The sequence below is a fragment of the Streptomyces sp. genome (genome assembly GCF_036566765.1).
Lineage (GTDB): Bacteria > Actinomycetota > Actinomycetes > Streptomycetales > Streptomycetaceae > Streptomyces.
The window spans coordinates 1-14,912 of the sequence record NZ_DATCVQ010000387.1 but is presented as its reverse complement, the minus strand read 5'-3'; the positions used below and the strand labels follow the sequence as shown (position 1 = coordinate 14,912).

Genomic DNA, 14,912 nt, shown 5'->3' with positions numbered 1-14,912 from the left:
CGACAAAGCGAGACGCATCAGGCGGTCATCGTACGGCGAGCCAGAACTTCTCGTCGTTGAGAACCCGGCTGTTCTGGTAGAAGGTGGACAGAGAGCCGCCCACGGATCCGTTCTCCTTGTTGGGGACGTGACCGATGGTGCAGCGGCGTCCGGACGTGTTGTTCACGTACGTGACGGTGTACCGGCCGCCCGACGGCATGTCGGGCCGGATCTCCGCGCAGTTCCTGCCGGTGAGGCCGAGCTGCGCACCGCTCTGATTGGTCGCGGCGAACGGGAACTCGTCGCAGCTGTCCTCGGGCACCGTCGGGTCCTTCTTGAACGTGGAGTCGCAGACCTTCCCGCGGTTCGACTTGACGACCGATTCATCGGCCTCGCGGGTCAGCGGGCGTCCCTTTCCCTCCCAACCCCAGTGATCGGTGAGGTAGTTCATCGACCACGCGACGTTGGCCTGACCGCGGTTCTTCAGCGGCAGCGTCATCGTGGGGGCGAACGAGGGAAAGACGCAACCCACGCTCGTGCCGCTGGCGATCTTGTCGCAACGGATGGTCATCTTGCCCGGCGGCTCGAACGAGGCCGGATACAACAGGATCTGGCCGACCCCGGTGATGGTCACCTTGGTCTGGGCCTTGAATCCTTGAACGTTCTGGCTCGCGCGCCACGCGTGGCTGGTGCCGCCGTAAAGAGTCCTGCCCACCCCGATGGCTCGAGCACCCGACCAGGCTGTCCCCGCCCCGCACGCCGCGGCAGGGCTGCAGGCGGTCTGCCATGAAGCGCGCAGCCCCTTGGCCGCTCCCCAGGCCGAGTCCAGCTTCAGGGAGACATCGGTCTTCCAACTGCCGCTCTTCGGCTGGAGGATGATTTCCTGTCTGGCGGTGAACGTCGCGCCGCCGATCGTCTTCCTGGTCCTCGTGTCGAACACGTCGTATCGGAGACTGGCCGACCCGCAGGCCTCGAAGCGGGTGAAGTACCACAGCCCCATGGTGACCTTGCACTGAGCGCCGGCGCTCATGGGCTGCGCGGACGCTGCCGCCTTCGCCGCAACGGACGGAGCGGTCGAAGGCGCCTTGGCCGGCTTCTGGAGACACGTCAGGTGTTTGAAGCCCTTGCTGGCATACGTGACCAGAGCCGCCTTGACGTCCTCGCAGCTCTGCACGCTCTTGAGGCTGACCGCGCCGGCCAACTTGACCTGAGGCGCCCGCCCAGCGGGCTCGACGGTCTGTGCCGCTCCCTTGTCCGCTGCCGCCGGCGTTGATCCCTTGCTGTCCGAGCTTCCCTCGGGCCCGCAGGCCACCGCGGCCGCCAACAGCATGACGGATGACGCGAGCAGGATCACCCGGCGGGTTTTGCTTACAGCCGTTGTCAACGGCTCCCCCTATCTGGTTCTCTCACGGCACGCCGCGGCCCGGACCGCAGTCCAGGTCACCGCCTCGTGGGGTGTGGACGCCATCGAGCCAACGTGCCGCGTTGTTGATCATCAGACAGTAGTACGAATGAACTGGGCAACTCCAAGACCTCAGGGCCCAGCAGGAATTGGTCCACAGATCATCCGAGATGATCACTGAAGCTTCACCAGGTCACCGCCAGCGCACCCGCGCCACCAGGTGGCTGATAATCGAACCCACGCGGAACGTGTGCAGGGTGTGGGGGACTGAGTGGGAACGTTGGATACATCGGCTGCAGCTGTGTCCTGTGGCGACAGGTTCGAGTGGTTCTACGAGACGGTGACCAGTGAGGTGATGCCCGTCAGTCTCAGTACCCGGCACACCACCGACTTCGTTGCAAAGATCACGGATCTGGACCTCGGCGCCGTGCGAGTGTCCACGTTCGCTTGCTCGCCCGTGCTGGGGTGCCGTACCTCGGCTCACGTCCGCCAGGGCGACCCCGAGCACTACCAGCTCGCGCTCGTCACACGAGGGGCCTTCAGGATTTCCCAGCAAGGCCACCAGTCGGTGATCGCCGGGGATCTGGTGTTGACAGACACCTCGCATCCGGTGGAGAGCGAAGGGGTCGGCGCCGACGGGCTGGTGGAGATGGTCCTGTTGCAGATACCCCGGGCCGTCCTGCCTCTACGGTCGGACAGAGTGGACCGCCTTCTCGGGCAGCGCATCCCGGTGAGCGGGGGAACAACGGCGATCCTCGCCGAGTTTCTCGGCACGCTGGTCAGACTCGGCCCGCACTGCGGCAGCGAGGAGACCAACCGCCTCGGATCCATCACGCTCGACCTGGCCACCGCCGGCCTGGCCCAGCAATTGGGAGCGCTGGACGAGGCACCGGCCGAGGCCCGCGCCCAGTTGATGCGGCAGCGCATCAACGCATTCATCGAGAACAACCTCGGCGACCCGGACCTGACGCCCCAGTGGATCGCCGACCGGCACAACATCTCCCTGCGCACTCTGTACAACCTGTTCCGCGAGGAGCCGTTCAGCGTCGCGGCAGGCATCCGCAGAGAGCGGATCGAACGCTGCCGGGCCGATCTCGCGCGCGGAGACCTGATCGACCAGCCTGTCCAGGCCATTGCGACACGGTGGGGGTTCTCCAGCGTCGCGGCCTTCGGTCGCGCCTTCCGCGAGGCGCACGGCGTCACCCCCACCGAATACCGCACGAATGCCCTGCACACGTAGGTGCACGAATCGTCGAACGTGCCTGCACGTTCTGCACATCCCCGCGCGTCACTGTGGCCATAGGTTGAAGATCGCTGGAGGCAACCCCTCGGAGTGAGTGGTGCCGCTCCAGCCATCTCGGCCTGGGGCGTCAGCGCCTGCCAGGGCGACGTCGTTCAAGCTGGATCAGCCCTGGGGGGAACAGTGGCGCACCATGTGCGTGGTGTCTTATGACCGCGACGCTGTGCCGTCTCGTTCTGCATCGTTCTGCACAGGGCGTCTGACGCGGTTCGTCGCCGGTTCGTCACCTGTTCGGCCGGCCTGGGTGATCGTCCGGGCCCATTTCCTGTCGTGAGCGATCCGGCGCACAACTGCGAGCCGGCTAGAGATTCCGGTCGTTCGACGGCATCTGTCGATGCAGAACCGCACGTTGCAGCGGCCCGGGGCTCTGGAGCGCCGGCGCGTTCGGCGTTTGGGGCAGGCTGGCCCCTCATCACGAACCGACCGATCGGGATCAGCCGCGACGAAGCCGCTGCCTTCGCGGCGACGATGCCGGAATCCGCTGCCCCTCGATGCTTCGCCGACAGGGACGGCACCTCACCCGCCGGGTTGGCCGATCGATGTGACGAGCCATCAGTCTCCATACCTTCACACGACAGTTCGGTCACTTTGACTTCGGGAGTCATCGCCTTGTCTGCAGACGTCCATCTCACTCCGCTCGATCGCGCCTCCATCACCGACGCCGACTCCGACGCCTGGCATCAGGTGGTCGCGGCCTCGATGGCCCACGACCTGCCCGGCGTACCGCCCCCCGACCCCGGACAGATTCACGCCCAGCTCACCCAGCCTGCTCTGGGCAGCCGTCGGCTGACTTGGCTGGCCATCGGGGCGGACGGCGTGCCGGTCGGCGTCGCGGCCCTACGGCTGTTCACCTCCCCGGGGAGGGATCATCTGGCCGAACTGGAACTGCACGTCGACCCCGCGCACCGCCGCCTGGGAACGGGCTCCGTTCTGCTGTCGGCGGTCGTGGCGGCCTGCCGCACCGAGAGCCGGCGCAGCCTGATCGTCGCGGCTGCGGCCGACAGCCCGGGCGAAGCCTTCTGCGAGCGGTGGGGCTTCCGCCTCGCGCTGGCCCTGGATCACCTGATCCTGCCCTTCGACGAGGTGGACGAGGCCGTCCTGCTCAAGATCGACGTCGTCGAGCGCCCCGGATATCGGCTGACCGGCTGGACCGGAACCGTTCCCGACGACCTCGCCGACGCCTTCGCCGGCGCCAAGAACGCGATGAACGACATGCCCGTCGGGGACCTGGACTTCGGCATCGTGGCCTGGGACGCCGACCGCGTCCGCGCCATGGCCAAGGTGGTCGCCGACCGCGGCGACACGCTGCTGACCACCGCGGCAGTCCACGACGACGGCACCATGGCCGGCTACACCGAGATCGTGCTCCCCCAGGGCTCCGGACCGCGTGCCCAGCAGTACGACACGGCCGTCGTGCCCGCGCACCGCGGCCACGGGCTCGGGCTCTGGGTCAAGGCCGCCATGGTGCGCCGGCTGCGGGCCGAGCACCCCGACGTCGTCGAGATCGAGACCGACAACGCCGAGGAGAACGTCCACATGCTCGCGGTCAACCGGGCGCTGGGGTTCCGCTCCTACCGGCGGACGCGCGAGTTCCAGCTCGACGTGCCCGCGACCTGATCCGTACGTCCCTACGCCCGTACGTCCCTACGCCCGTACTTCCGTAGCCCCGTAGCCCGGTAGCCCGGTAGACCCGTAGATCCGTACGCAACCCCAAGAAGCGAGAAGCCCTTGCGCAAGCTGACCTACTTCATCCACGCCACCCTCGACGGCTACATCGCCGGTCCCGAGGGCCAGTACGACTTCTTCCCCTTCGAGGGCGAGGAAGCCGACGCGATCCTGGCGGACTTCCCCGAGACCATGCCCACGCCCGCCCGTGCGCCGCTGGGCATCGCCGATCGGGCCGCTCAGCGGTTCGACACGGTCATCATGGGCCGCGCGACCTACGACCCGGGCCTGAAGGTGGGGATGACCAGCCCCTACGCCCACCTCACGCAGTACGTCGTGTCCCGCACGCTCGTCAGCCCAGATCCGGCGGTGACCGTCGTCGACGACCCCGTCGCGCTCGTCCGCGAGCTCAAGAAGCAGGACGGCATGGACGTCTGGCTGTGCGGAGGCGGCAAGCTGGCGTCCGCGCTGCGCGACGAGATCGACGAACTGATCATCAAGCGCGAGCCGATCGTCATCGGATCCGGCATCCCGCTGTTCGACGGCCCCTTCGTCCCGTCGCGCTTCGTGCCGGTCGCCACGCGGTCCTTCGACTCCGGCCTCACCATCACCACGTTCTCGAAGGACGCGAAAGACTCGAACAAGGAGGCTCCCGCCGTGCACATCATCACCCCGTCGGACGACGCCGTCACCGTCTCGCCGAACGCCACCATGTCCGGCCTGGCGTCCCCCAGCCGTGGCAGCGCCGAACTCAGCACCTGGACCGTCGCGATGGACGCCGGCGCGTCCGGACCCGAGCACTCCATCAGCCGTGAGCAGGTCTGGACGGTCACCGCGGGCGTCCTGGAGGTGACCTGCGACGGCCGGACCGAGAAGGTCGTGGCCGGCCAGACCCTGGTCCTGCCGCCGGATCTCGTCCGCCGGATCCACGCCCCGGAGCGGGTCGAGGCCCATGTCTCGATGCGCTCCGACGGCGTCGCCTCCGTCCCCGGCACCGAGGGCACCCGCGAACTGCCCTGGGCCCGGTGACCGCCCGGCCGGCTCGGTCAGGCCACCGCCCGCTTCAGGAGGGCGGTGATCAGGTCCTCGTCGGCGGGGGTCAGCCGGGTGAGGGCGAAGGCGGTGGGCCACATGGTGCCCTCGTCGAGGGTCGCCGCGTCGTTGAAGCCGAGGGTGGCGTACCGCGCCTTGAACTTCGCCGCGCTCTGGAAGAAGCAGACGATCTTGCCGTCCCTGGCGTACGCCGGCATCCCGTACCAGAGCTTCGGCGTGAGGGACGGGGCGCAGGCCTTGACCAGGGCGTGGATCCGCTCGGCGAGGACGCGGTCCGCCTCGTCCATCTCGGCGATCTTCGCGAGCACCTCGGGCTCCGTGTCCGCCTTGGCCCCGCGCGAACCGCGGCGCGTGGGCGCCTTCAGCTCCTTGGCGCGGTCCTTCATCGCCTCGCGCTCCTCGGCGGTGAATCCCTCGTACTTCTTCTCGTCGGCCGTGCCGTTCTCGCTCATGGCGTTTCCCCTCGTGATCGCTTCTTCTTCAGCGTAGGCATCAGGCCCGGTCCGCGGCTTCTCCGAAACTGATCGGGTCCGCTGCTGCTCAGCCGAGCCAGCGACCGTCGCGCATCAACGTGCGGCCCTGCAGTTCGTTCGCCTCCCGCCAGGCCTGGATGCGCCGGGGCCGGATCAGGAAGTACTGGTAGGGCTCGTCGAGTTCGCGCGGGTCGAACCCGGTCTTGGCCGCGAACGCGTCCCCCGTCCCCGGGGCGAGTCCGGCCAGTTCCACCGGCTCGGCGGCGCCGTCGACCACGACGACGTCACGCGTCGGCCCGAGGCCGAGTCGTACCTGTCCGTCCGCGAGCAGATTGCGCCCGGTGACCGAGGCGCGCGGCGTCGAGATCAGGAACGCGGACCCGTCCCAGAAGTACGAGAGCGGGATGAGGTGGACGCCCGGGGAGCCCGAGGTCGAGACCCAGAGATCGACGTCGTTCTCCAGTCTCGCGCGGGTGTCCCGCAGTCTGTCGTCCAGGCCGCGCGGCGGCGGGGCGGTGGTCATCTTTCCTCCGGGCTCGGAATGTCAGGGCAGGTCACGCCGGCTGCGGTTGGGGCGCCCGTCCGGCCGCCATCTCGGTGAAGCGCGCTCGCTCGATGCGACGCGCCTTCAGATAGGCGTACGGCGACGCCCCGTACGCGAGCCGGAACTGGCGGCTGAGCTGCCCCGCCGCCATGTCGGCGTCGCGGGCGAGGGCCTCGACGTCCAGCGGCTGCGCGTACTCCCGGTCGATCCGGTCGCGGACGCGGCGCAGTCGCGCGAAGTCGCTCAGGCGCTGCGCCGCGATGCGTGCGCGCGCCCATGCGGGATGGCACATGGGGACTCCTGTCGGGTCAGCGAAGTTCCTGGATGCGGATCAGGTTGCCCGCGGGGTCGCGGAAGGCGCAGTCGCGGACGCCGTACGGCTGCTCGGTCGGCTCCTGGACGACCTCGGCGTCGCCGGCCTGCACCTTCTCGAAGGTGCCGTCGAGGTCCCGGGTGGCCAGCAGGATCCAGCCGTACGTGCCCTTGGCCATCATCTCGACGATGGTGCGGCGCTCGTCCTCGGTGATGCCGGGGTCGGCGGCCGGCGGCGCGAGGAGGATGGAGGTGCCGGGCTGTCCGACGGGACCGACCGTGATCCACCGCATCTTGCCCTGGCCGACGTCGCTGCGGACTTCGAAGCCGAGGCTGTCGCGGTAGAAGGCGAGCGAGGCGTCCGGGTCGTCGTGCGGAAGCGCTGTGGTGTGAATGGTGATGTCCATGGCCATCACGCTAGTTGGGCCCGGCGAGGGGCGCTTCTCGATTCCTGATCGGTGTGCCCGCGGCCCCTCATGCGCGGGCCGCCGCGAAGGCCGACAGGTCGTGGAGCACGCGCTCCGGGGATTCCCAGTGGGGGAGGTGACCGGCGCCCTCGTGGACGACGAGGCGGGAGTCGGGGACGGTGTCGAGGATCGTCTGCTGGTCCTCGCGGGGCAGGACCGGGTCCTGGTCGCCCCAGACGACCAGGGTGGGGACGAGGATCCCCGTCAGGGTGGCCCGGAGGTCGGTCTCCAGCAGGCCGCGCAGGGTCTCGCGCCAGACGCGGGCCGGGGCCTTCAGGCTCTCGTCGACCATGGTCTCCAGGAAGCCGCGCGCCACGGAGTCCGCCGTCAGGCCGCGGGCGAAGTCCTCCGCGAACGCGCGGTCCACGGGGTCCTCCATCTCCCGTACGGTCTCCCAGACTTCGGCGACCCCCGGCTTGCCGTCGAGCACGGCCGGGACGCCGAGCAGGACGAGCCCCGCCACCCGGTCCGGGCGCCGGCCCGCGACCAAGCGGGCCTGCACCCCTCCGCTCGATCCGCCGACCAGCACCGCGCGGTCGATGCCCACGCCGTCCATGAACGCGACCAGGTCCGTCGCGAAGTCCTCCGGGAGGTAGCCGTCCGGCGGCTTGTCGGCGTCCCCGTGGCCGCGCTGGGTGGGGGCGTACGCGTGCAGCGCCGAAGGCATGCGGCGCAGCATCGGCTCGAACGTCCACCAGGACTCCACGTAGCCGTGCACCAGCACGACCGGCATGCCCCCTGACCTGCCCGCCTCCGCGTACGGAAGCGTCGGCCGCCCGTCCCCCAGGACGGCGCTGTGCACGGCGACGGCGGACATCGCGGCCCTCCTCACCTCTCCCTCCCAGCGTAGGAAGGGGCGGAGAGAGGGACAATCGGGACGTCGGGGATGGCGGGACGCCGGGACGCCGGGACGTCGGGACGCCGGGACGTCGGGACGCCGGGACGTCCGGTTCCCGGGACCTCGTTCCCACCCGTCGTGCGATCGGAGGCGTGGGCATGGGCCAGCCGCTCGTCTGGTACGCGGCCTACGGGTCCAACATGCACGCGGCGCGGCTGCGCTGCTACCTCGCCGGCGGGGCCCTGCCCGGTACCGGGCGGGTGTACCCCGGGGCCCGCGACGGCTCCGATCCCGTGCGGTCGGCGGCCGTGGTGCTGCCGGGAGCGGTGTACTTCGCCACCGAGTCACCCGTGTGGCGGGGCGGGCGCGGCTTCTACGACCCGGGCGCGCCGGGGGTCGCGTACGGGCGCGCGCATCTGCTCCGCGCCGGGCAGTTCTGCGACGTCGTCGCCCAGGAGATGGGCCGGGAGCCGGGGACGGCGCCCGGGACGGACCTCGACCTCGGCGAGGTCGTCACGCGCGGGCAGGTCGCGCTCGGGCCGGGGCGGTACGAGACGCTGGTCTGCGCCGGCGCGCTCGACGGCGTTCCCGTGCTCACCTTCACCGCGCCGTGGCGGATGGCCGATGTGCCACTGCGCGCGCCGTCCGGCCCGTACGTGGGGCATCTCGCCGCCGGGCTGTACGAGGCCGGGGCCTGGGAGCCGCCCGAGATCGCCGGTTATCTCGCCGGGCTGCCGGGCGCCGCCGGGGTCTGGGCGGCCGAGGAAGTGCTGGAGCTGTTCGAGGCGGCCGGGCCGGGGAGTCCCCGCCGCGTCGGGCCCCGCCTTCAGCCCCGCAACCTCGCCTCCAACCCGTCGAGGACCGCCCTGAGCCCGAACGCGAACGACTCCTCCGCGCCCTCCGCGTAGTCCGTCGAGCCGATGCGGGCCGCCAGGCGGGGGAACTGGGAGGCCGTCTCCGCAGCCTCCTTCATCGTCTTCGCGAAGGACTCCTCCGCGTCGCCGCCGCCGCGTTCGGCCTTGCGGGTGAGGGAGGCCGTGGCCGCCGCGCCCAGCGCGTTGCCCAGGACGTACGTGAAGACGCTCGCCGCGGCGCGGTCCGCCTCGGGGCCCTTGAAGCCGGCCTTCTCGTAGACGGCGAGGGTGTGGTCGTCGAGGCGGGACTTGCCGATGCCGAGGAAGAAAACGCGCGATGCCCCGGACCTCGGCCCGGGGCATCGCGCGTATCAAGCACCTACGTCAAGCGCCTGTCAGGTGTTGGGGCGCTTGCCGTGGTTCGCCTTCTTCTTCTTGCGTGCGCGTCGCTTATTGCCTCGCTTGGACATGGGGTTCGTCTCCCTTTGTCATGACTGCACGGCCTCCGTCAGTCTAGGAGCGGCCTCCGTGCCCCGCATCGCGAGCGCACGCTCGGCCAGGAAGCCGAACGCGATGCCGAACACCGCCCAGAGCACAGCCTGGACGGCCAGCGCCGCCATCCGGAACTCCCACAGCACCGCGGCCGGGAAGCCCGCCTGGACGGCGTCGTCGTTGCCGGGCAGGAACGCGCACGCGAGCACGACCGCGGCGACGAAGCCCGCGCCCGCGACGAGGGTCGCGTTCCAGTTGCCGAGGCGCGGTGCGAGGCGGCGGCCCGCGATGGTCGCGGCGACGCCGAGCAGCACGCTCAGCAGGATCATCAGGAAGAAGAGCGTGGTGCGCTTCCCGATGGTGTCCGGGTTCCCGACGGCCGGCGGGGTCGCCGGGTACTTCAGGAACGGCACCAGGTAGACGGTGACGAACGCGGCCCCGGCGGTGAGCGCCGCGGTCGCGCGCGGGGTGAAGCGGCCGGTGCGGCCGAGCAGGAAGCAGAACGCGAGGGAGGCGATGCCGCCCAGCGCGACGCCGTAGACGAGGACGCCGGTGGCCAGGCCGGCCGTGGACTGGACGTCCCGGCTGACCAGTTCGGCCTCCTCCTCGTGGTGACCGGGATGGGCTGCGGCCTCCTTGGCGGCCGCGGCCTCCTCGACCGCGATCGAGGCGTCGACGGACGGCTCGCCCGCGACGTACGCGACGCCGAAGGCGAACAGTCCGGCGATCAGGCCCGCGAGCATGCCGCGGACCAGCAGGGTTCTGACGGTGGAGCCGTGCATGTTCGTGCCGCCCCTCAGTGGCAGGGGAAGCCGAGCAGGTGGCGGCCGTCGTGCACCCATTCGTGCACCTCGGCGCCGGCGAAGACGGAGGTGGCGCCCTGCTCGGCGCCGACGAAGTAGAGCGCGACGAGCATCAGGATGCCGCCGAAGACCGCCCAGGGAAGGACGGCGCGGACCGGCAGCGGGGCCGGTACGGCGACGGAAGGGGTGGCGGAAGAGACGGCGGGAAGGACGGCCTCGGCCATGGTGGTACCTCCTCGGGAACTCGCGTCCCATACGGTGGTGCGCGACGACGGTCGTCGGGTCTGACTCACCGCGTACGCACCCGCCGGAGCGGGGAGGACGCGGCTCACAGTGGCGCGACCGTGCCGGAGTTTCACCGGACTTCCGTCTTGCCGTCGTCGAGTTTTGTCGAATTGTCGCCGTGACCGTACCGCGTGTGACGGTCACCGCCAAGGCCGTGAGGGATGTATCACCCATGACCGCAGGCACCGCCGCCATGACGGTACGGCTCACCCTGATCGCGCCGGCCATGAACACCGCGCTGCGCGAGGCCCGTTTCGACGACGGCCCGCTGGAGCCGGCCGGCCGGGCCGCTGCGGAGGCGGCGGCCGGGGCGCTGCGGCCGGAGGGCGCGCGGGTGTTGGTCTCTCCTTCGGTGCGCTGTCGCGAGACGGCTCAGGCGCTGGGTCTGGACGGGGCGGCGGAGCCGCGCGCCGCGCTCGCCGGTTGCGCGATGGGGCGTTGGCGCGGGCTGCGGCTCGACGAGGTGGCGGCGGCGGAGGGCCCGGACCTCGCTGCCTGGCTCGCCGACCCGGCGACGGCCCCGCACGGCGGCGAGTCCCTGCGCGCGCTGCGCGAGCGGGTCGGGGCATGGCTGGAGGGCCTGGAGCCGGGGTGGGTGATCGCGGTCGTCGAACCGGACGTGCTGCGCGCCGCGGTCGTCCACGCGCTCGCCCTCGACGACGCCGCTCTCTGGCGGCTCGATCCCCGCCCCTTGTCCGCCACCCATCTGACGGGCCGCGCCGCCCGCTGGAACCTCCGCCTGGGCGAGCCCCTGACGCCGGGGCGCGCCGAGGACGCACGGCGCTGACAAGGCCGACGGCGCGCTGGTCGACTGCGGCGCCGAGGAACGGGGCTGATCGACTGCCGCGCCGAGCAGCGGGGCTGATCGACTGCCGCGCCCGCCCCCTCAGATCGCCGCCAGTTCCCTCAGGTCGCCGCCAGTTCCCTCCGTACCAACGTCATCAGCTCCTCCTCCGTGACGCCTGACTGCCTCGCCTCCGCGACCGCTTCGCGGACGCGCTCGACGAGTCTCGCGCGGGCCGGGGCCGTGGCGCCGGGGACGATGACGGCGCCGCGTCCGCGGCGGAGTTCGATCAGGCCCTCTTCGCGCAGGCGCTGATAGCCACGCAGCACGGTGTGCACGTTGACGCCGAGCGAGTCGGCCAACTGGCGGGCCGCCGGAAGACGTTCGCCCGGTTCGGCGGCGCCGTCGGCGAGGGCGCCGCGGACGCAGGCGGCGATCTGGTCGCCGAGCGGGACGGCGGAGGCGGGATCCACCCGGAACAGCATGGTCAGTCCCTTTCGCGGGGCGCGACGTCGCGGCGCGCGACGAGCGTGTTCAGCAGGGCCGCCGCGGTCCCCGCGTCGGGCACGGTGACCGCGAACTCCCGGCCGCCCTCCCGCCGTACGACCAGGGCCTCGCCGGAGCGCAGCACCAGGCCGGTGCGGTGGGCGCGCACGCGGTAGCCCCAGCCCCCGAAGTCCGACACGGGGTCGATCTCGCGGACGCTCGCGGCCTCGACGTCGTCGAGCGGCACCCGGATCCGGGGTCGGGCCGCCAGCGCGGGCGCGACGGTCAGCCCACGTCGGTCGACCGTCACCCGAACCCGGGCCAGGGCGAGGCCCGGCACTCCGACCGCCAGGAACAGGAGCGCCAGGGACCAGGGCCCGAGGACCAGGGCCACCAGGCCGCCCAGAAGCAACCCCGCCCCGAGCAGGGTCAACACCTGCGAGCCGGTGTGGCGGGACCAGCCCGCCACCTCGCTCGGGCCGAGCGGCAGCCGGGCGTACGCCTCCTCCGCCTGCGCCGCGGGCCGCTCCTGCGCCGATACGAGCCGGCTCAGCGCCGCTCCGGCGAGCGCCGCGAGGCCGGCCGCGCCGACCGCGAGCGCGAGGTTCGCGAGCGGCGAGACGACACCCCGCGCGTCGGCCGCGTCGAGGTTGTCCCGCAGCATGAACACCAGCAGCGCGCCGGTGAATCCGGCGGTCGCCCACGCGCCCCACAGCGCCTTTCGCGTGGCCGTCGCCGTCCAGCCGACACCGGCGGCGAGCAGCAGGGCCGCGCCGATGCCGACGACGGTCGTGCGGCCGGTCCAGCCGTCCGCGCGGCCCTCGACGGCCGAGAAGTGCGTGGCGACCGGATCGGGGAGCCGGTCCCACCAGACGGCGAGCGCCAGCGCGTACGCCCCGAGCGCGAGCAGGAACGGCAGCGCCGCCAGCCCTCGGAGTCGGGTAGAGCCACGGTTCATCGAGAGCCCCCTCAATTCCAGTTGTTCGCACTCTACTAGAACAATGCTGGCGAGGGCGCCCCCACTGGAGAGTTGGAGCGAATCCCGATGGATCAGCCGCAGTCGTGGTCGCCGCGGTCGACCACGACGCGGTCCAACAGGCGGCGCAGGACGTCCTGTTCCTCGGCGGTGAGGTTCGCGAAGAGCTCGCGCTCCGCCTCGCCCACCGCCGCGTCGACGCGTTCGAGGGCCGCCGCGCCCGCCTGGGTCATCTCCACGATGTGACGCCGCCGGTCGGCCGGGTCGCGACGGCGCTCCGCGAGGCCCGCGCTCTCCAAGTCATTGAGGACCGCCACCAGTTGGCTCGGGTCGATCTCGAGCGCCGCCGCCAGGTCGCGCTGACTCATGGCCCCGGGGGCGAGCTGCATCAGCGTCATCGCATTCCTCGGGTGCAGCCCCGCGACGCCGAGCGCGGCGCGGATGCGCGCGCCGGTGAGCTCCCCCCGGAACGAGAGGAGAAAACCGAGGCGATCGGACGAGTCAGTTGCTGCCATGCCACCCACCGTAACAGCGGCTCCATTGTGGAGCTGGATAAATCATTGGTAGCGTTCAATGATTCTCGTCCCCATACTGTTGGAGTACCTCCATGTTCATCGGCTATGCCGTCGTCGCCGCCCTGCTCGCCTTCGCGCTGTCCGCCTCCGCCTTTCTGACCCTCACGAAGAACCCGCAGGTCGTGGGCAATATGACCAAGCTCGACGTGCCGGATTCCTGGATGCCCTGGCTCGCCACCGCCAAGATCGCCGGTGCCCTCGGCCTGCTCGCGGGGCTCGCGATACCGCTGCTCGGCGGCGCGGCGGCGATCGGCGTCGTTCTCTACTTCATCGGCGCGCTGATCACGCACCTGCGCAAGAAGGACTACGAGATCGCCCCGGTGGTGGTGCTGACCTTGCTCGCGATGGCCGCCCTCGCGCTGCGCCTCCTCTCCGCCTGAGACCCGAACGGCCCAACGAGACGAAACGTCTTGCGGGGGCCTCTGAACTGTCGTACCTTCGGTGACACGAGACGTCTCGTCTCGTGTCACCGTCGACCGACCCGTAGGAGGCCGCCCATGTTCCGCGTCCAACTCACCGACGTCACCAAGCGCTACGACGACCGGCTGGTCCTCGACCGGGTCTCCCTGACCGTCCGCTCCGGCGAGCGCGTCGGCGTCGTCGGCGACAACGGCTCCGGGAAGTCCACGCTGCTTCGGCTGCTCGCCGGTCTGGAGCAGCCGGACAACGGCGCCGTCGCCGTCGAATCCCCCGGCGGCCTCGGCCACCTCGCCCAGACCCTCGACCTGCCCGGCGCCGCCTCCGTCGGCGACGCGATCGACCTCGCGCTCGCCGACGTACGGGAGCTGGAGCGGCGCATCCGGGAGGCCGAGGCCGCGCTCGACGCGACCGGCGATCTCGCCGGGTACGCCGCCCTGCTCGCCGCCCACGAGGCGCGCGGCGGGCCGGACGCCGACCGGCGCGTCGAGACGACCCTGCGACAGCTCGGCGAGCGCGCCCCGCTCGACCGGAGCCGCCCGCTGGGCACGCTCTCCGGCGGGCAGCGCTCCCGCCTCGCGCTCGCCGCGACGCTGGCCGCCGACCCCGAACTGCTGCTGCTCGACGAGCCGACCAACGACCTCGACGACGAGGCGGTGGCCTGGCTGGAGGAGCGGCTGCGCAGCCACCGGGGCACCGTCGTCGCCGTCACCCACGACCGGGTCTTCCTGGACCGGGTCACCACGACCGTCCTGGAGGTGGACCACGAGCGCCGCACCGTGCGCCGGTACGGCAACGGGTACGCGGGCTATCTGACCGGCCGGGCCGCCGAACGGGCCCGGTGGGAGCGGGAGTACGAGGAGTGGCGGGCGGAGCTCGCCCGGCACTCGGCCCTCGCGGACAGCACTGTCGACCGCTTCTCCCACATCCCGCGCAAGGCCCCGGCGGCCTTCAGCGGGGCGGGCGCGTTCCGGGCCCGGTCACGGGCGCACGGTGCGATGAGCAGGATCCGCGCGGCCCGCGAGCAGCTGCGCCGGCTCACCGAGCGGCCGGTCGCCGCGCCGCCCGAGCTGCTGCGGTTCACCGCCCGCGTCGACGGGACGGGAGCGCCGGTCGCGCTGACCGGCGTACGGGTCGAGGGCAGGCTGCGCCTGGACGCACTGCACCTGGAACCCGGCGAGCGGCTCCTCGTCACCGGGGCGAACGG

19 protein-coding genes and 1 pseudogene are annotated in these 14,912 nt (G+C 71.4%); 7 read left to right on the top strand and 13 right to left on the bottom strand.

What is annotated here, in order from left to right; all coding sequences use genetic code 11:
* Positions 1-25 precede the first annotated feature (25 nt).
* Positions 26-1,333 (bottom strand): NucA/NucB deoxyribonuclease domain-containing protein, encoded by a 1,308-nt coding sequence (locus VIU94_RS22590; RefSeq protein ID WP_331913674.1) that lies wholly within the window; start codon positions 1,331-1,333, stop codon positions 26-28.
* 319 nt (positions 1,334-1,652) lie between these two features.
* On the opposite strand from VIU94_RS22590, the gene VIU94_RS22585 reads away from it, so the two are divergent.
* The 3 genes from VIU94_RS22585 to VIU94_RS22575 all read left to right on the top strand — a co-directional run bounded on the left by VIU94_RS22585 (position 1,653) and on the right by VIU94_RS22575 (position 5,375).
* A complete protein-coding gene (locus tag VIU94_RS22585; protein WP_331913673.1) occupies positions 1,653-2,621 on the top strand; it encodes an AraC-like ligand-binding domain-containing protein in 969 nt (322 codons plus the stop codon).
* Between the two features lie 669 nt (positions 2,622-3,290).
* A complete protein-coding gene (locus tag VIU94_RS22580) occupies positions 3,291-4,298 on the top strand; it encodes a GNAT family N-acetyltransferase (protein WP_331913672.1) in 1,008 nt (335 codons plus the stop codon).
* Between the two features lie 111 nt (positions 4,299-4,409).
* A complete protein-coding gene (locus tag VIU94_RS22575; protein ID WP_331913671.1) occupies positions 4,410-5,375 on the top strand; it encodes a dihydrofolate reductase family protein in 966 nt (321 codons plus the stop codon).
* Between the two features lie 17 nt (positions 5,376-5,392).
* Here VIU94_RS22575 and VIU94_RS22570 read toward each other — a convergent pair whose 3' ends face one another.
* The 5 genes and pseudogenes from VIU94_RS22570 to VIU94_RS22550 form a co-directional block, all read right to left on the bottom strand.
* Entirely contained in the window at positions 5,393-5,851 is a 459-nt protein-coding gene (locus VIU94_RS22570) for an iron chaperone (protein ID WP_331913670.1), read from the bottom strand.
* Between the two features lie 88 nt (positions 5,852-5,939).
* A complete protein-coding gene (locus tag VIU94_RS22565) occupies positions 5,940-6,395 on the bottom strand; it encodes a pyridoxamine 5'-phosphate oxidase family protein (protein WP_331913669.1) in 456 nt (151 codons plus the stop codon).
* 82 nt (positions 6,396-6,477) lie between these two features.
* A pseudogene (locus VIU94_RS22560) lies at positions 6,478-6,708 on the bottom strand (AraC family transcriptional regulator); the annotation flags it as partial.
* A 16-nt stretch (positions 6,709-6,724) separates the two neighbouring features.
* Positions 6,725-7,135 (bottom strand): VOC family protein, encoded by a 411-nt coding sequence (locus VIU94_RS22555; protein ID WP_331913668.1) that lies wholly within the window; start codon positions 7,133-7,135, stop codon positions 6,725-6,727.
* A 67-nt stretch (positions 7,136-7,202) separates the two neighbouring features.
* Positions 7,203-8,012 carry an alpha/beta fold hydrolase gene (locus VIU94_RS22550; RefSeq protein WP_331913667.1) on the bottom strand — a complete coding sequence of 270 codons (810 nt, stop codon included), beginning with the start codon at positions 8,010-8,012 and terminating at the stop codon, positions 7,203-7,205.
* Between the two features lie 179 nt (positions 8,013-8,191).
* Here VIU94_RS22550 and VIU94_RS22545 point away from each other — a divergent pair, with 179 nt between their 5' ends.
* Positions 8,192-8,941, top strand: a complete 750-nt coding sequence (locus VIU94_RS22545; protein ID WP_331913666.1) for a histone deacetylase — start codon at positions 8,192-8,194, stop codon at positions 8,939-8,941.
* Here the strand turns inward: VIU94_RS22545 and VIU94_RS22540 are convergent.
* The 4 genes from VIU94_RS22540 to VIU94_RS22530 all read right to left on the bottom strand — a co-directional run bounded on the left by VIU94_RS22540 (position 8,860) and on the right by VIU94_RS22530 (position 10,406).
* Positions 8,860-9,204: a TetR/AcrR family transcriptional regulator C-terminal domain-containing protein gene (locus VIU94_RS22540; RefSeq protein ID WP_331913690.1), complete on the bottom strand. Its 345-nt coding sequence runs from the start codon at positions 9,202-9,204 to the stop codon at positions 8,860-8,862. The genes VIU94_RS22545 and VIU94_RS22540 overlap by 82 nt on opposite strands.
* Positions 9,205-9,282: 78 nt before the next feature.
* Positions 9,283-9,357: a 50S ribosomal protein bL37 gene (locus tag VIU94_RS44755; RefSeq protein ID WP_414720988.1), complete on the bottom strand. Its 75-nt coding sequence runs from the start codon at positions 9,355-9,357 to the stop codon at positions 9,283-9,285.
* Between the two features lie 18 nt (positions 9,358-9,375).
* Positions 9,376-10,161, bottom strand: a complete 786-nt coding sequence (locus VIU94_RS22535; RefSeq protein ID WP_331913665.1) for a CbtA family protein — start codon at positions 10,159-10,161, stop codon at positions 9,376-9,378.
* A gap of 14 nt (positions 10,162-10,175) precedes the next feature.
* Entirely contained in the window at positions 10,176-10,406 is a 231-nt protein-coding gene (locus VIU94_RS22530; RefSeq protein WP_331913664.1) for a CbtB domain-containing protein, read from the bottom strand.
* A 254-nt stretch (positions 10,407-10,660) separates the two neighbouring features.
* Here VIU94_RS22530 and VIU94_RS22525 point away from each other — a divergent pair, with 254 nt between their 5' ends.
* Complete coding sequence (locus VIU94_RS22525) at positions 10,661-11,254, top strand: histidine phosphatase family protein (RefSeq protein WP_331913689.1); 594 nt, start codon at positions 10,661-10,663, stop codon at positions 11,252-11,254.
* 119 nt (positions 11,255-11,373) lie between these two features.
* Here VIU94_RS22525 and VIU94_RS22520 read toward each other — a convergent pair whose 3' ends face one another.
* From VIU94_RS22520 to VIU94_RS22510, 3 genes are all read right to left on the bottom strand, one after another.
* Positions 11,374-11,736, bottom strand: coding sequence for a GntR family transcriptional regulator (locus VIU94_RS22520; protein ID WP_331913663.1), 363 nt, complete (start codon positions 11,734-11,736; stop codon positions 11,374-11,376).
* Between the two features lie 2 nt (positions 11,737-11,738).
* Complete coding sequence (locus VIU94_RS22515) at positions 11,739-12,695, bottom strand: DUF1648 domain-containing protein (RefSeq protein WP_331913662.1); 957 nt, start codon at positions 12,693-12,695, stop codon at positions 11,739-11,741.
* Between the two features lie 92 nt (positions 12,696-12,787).
* Entirely contained in the window at positions 12,788-13,228 is a 441-nt protein-coding gene (locus tag VIU94_RS22510) for a MarR family winged helix-turn-helix transcriptional regulator (RefSeq protein WP_331913661.1), read from the bottom strand.
* Positions 13,229-13,320: 92 nt separating this feature from the next.
* Here VIU94_RS22510 and VIU94_RS22505 point away from each other — a divergent pair, with 92 nt between their 5' ends.
* Together VIU94_RS22505 and VIU94_RS22500 are read left to right on the top strand one after the other, a co-directional pair.
* Positions 13,321-13,668, top strand: coding sequence for a DoxX family protein (locus VIU94_RS22505; RefSeq protein ID WP_331913660.1), 348 nt, complete (start codon positions 13,321-13,323; stop codon positions 13,666-13,668).
* Between the two features lie 117 nt (positions 13,669-13,785).
* The coding region (locus VIU94_RS22500) for an ATP-binding cassette domain-containing protein (RefSeq protein WP_331913659.1) at positions 13,786-14,912 on the top strand (1,127 nt) is incomplete at its 3' end.

Excerpts from the sequence above, each read along its gene's own strand:
- VIU94_RS22570 (WP_331913670.1), bottom strand. The coding sequence starts at position 5,851 with ATGAGCGAGAACGGCACGGCCGACGAGAAGAAGTACGAGGGATTCACC.
- VIU94_RS22525 (WP_331913689.1), top strand. The coding sequence starts at position 10,661 with ATGACGGTACGGCTCACCCTGATCGCGCCGGCCATGAACACCGCGCTG.
- VIU94_RS22515 (WP_331913662.1), bottom strand. The coding sequence starts at position 12,695 with ATGAACCGTGGCTCTACCCGACTCCGAGGGCTGGCGGCGCTGCCGTTC.
- VIU94_RS22510 (WP_331913661.1), bottom strand. The coding sequence starts at position 13,228 with ATGGCAGCAACTGACTCGTCCGATCGCCTCGGTTTTCTCCTCTCGTTC.
- VIU94_RS22520 (WP_331913663.1), bottom strand. The coding sequence starts at position 11,736 with ATGCTGTTCCGGGTGGATCCCGCCTCCGCCGTCCCGCTCGGCGACCAG.
- VIU94_RS22555 (WP_331913668.1), bottom strand. The coding sequence starts at position 7,135 with ATGGACATCACCATTCACACCACAGCGCTTCCGCACGACGACCCGGAC.
- VIU94_RS22530 (WP_331913664.1), bottom strand. The coding sequence starts at position 10,406 with ATGGCCGAGGCCGTCCTTCCCGCCGTCTCTTCCGCCACCCCTTCCGTC.
- VIU94_RS22535 (WP_331913665.1), bottom strand. The coding sequence starts at position 10,161 with ATGCACGGCTCCACCGTCAGAACCCTGCTGGTCCGCGGCATGCTCGCG.
- VIU94_RS22565 (WP_331913669.1), bottom strand. The coding sequence starts at position 6,395 with ATGACCACCGCCCCGCCGCCGCGCGGCCTGGACGACAGACTGCGGGAC.
- VIU94_RS22545 (WP_331913666.1), top strand. The coding sequence starts at position 8,192 with ATGGGCCAGCCGCTCGTCTGGTACGCGGCCTACGGGTCCAACATGCAC.
- VIU94_RS22505 (WP_331913660.1), top strand. The coding sequence starts at position 13,321 with ATGTTCATCGGCTATGCCGTCGTCGCCGCCCTGCTCGCCTTCGCGCTG.
- VIU94_RS22550 (WP_331913667.1), bottom strand. The coding sequence starts at position 8,012 with ATGTCCGCCGTCGCCGTGCACAGCGCCGTCCTGGGGGACGGGCGGCCG.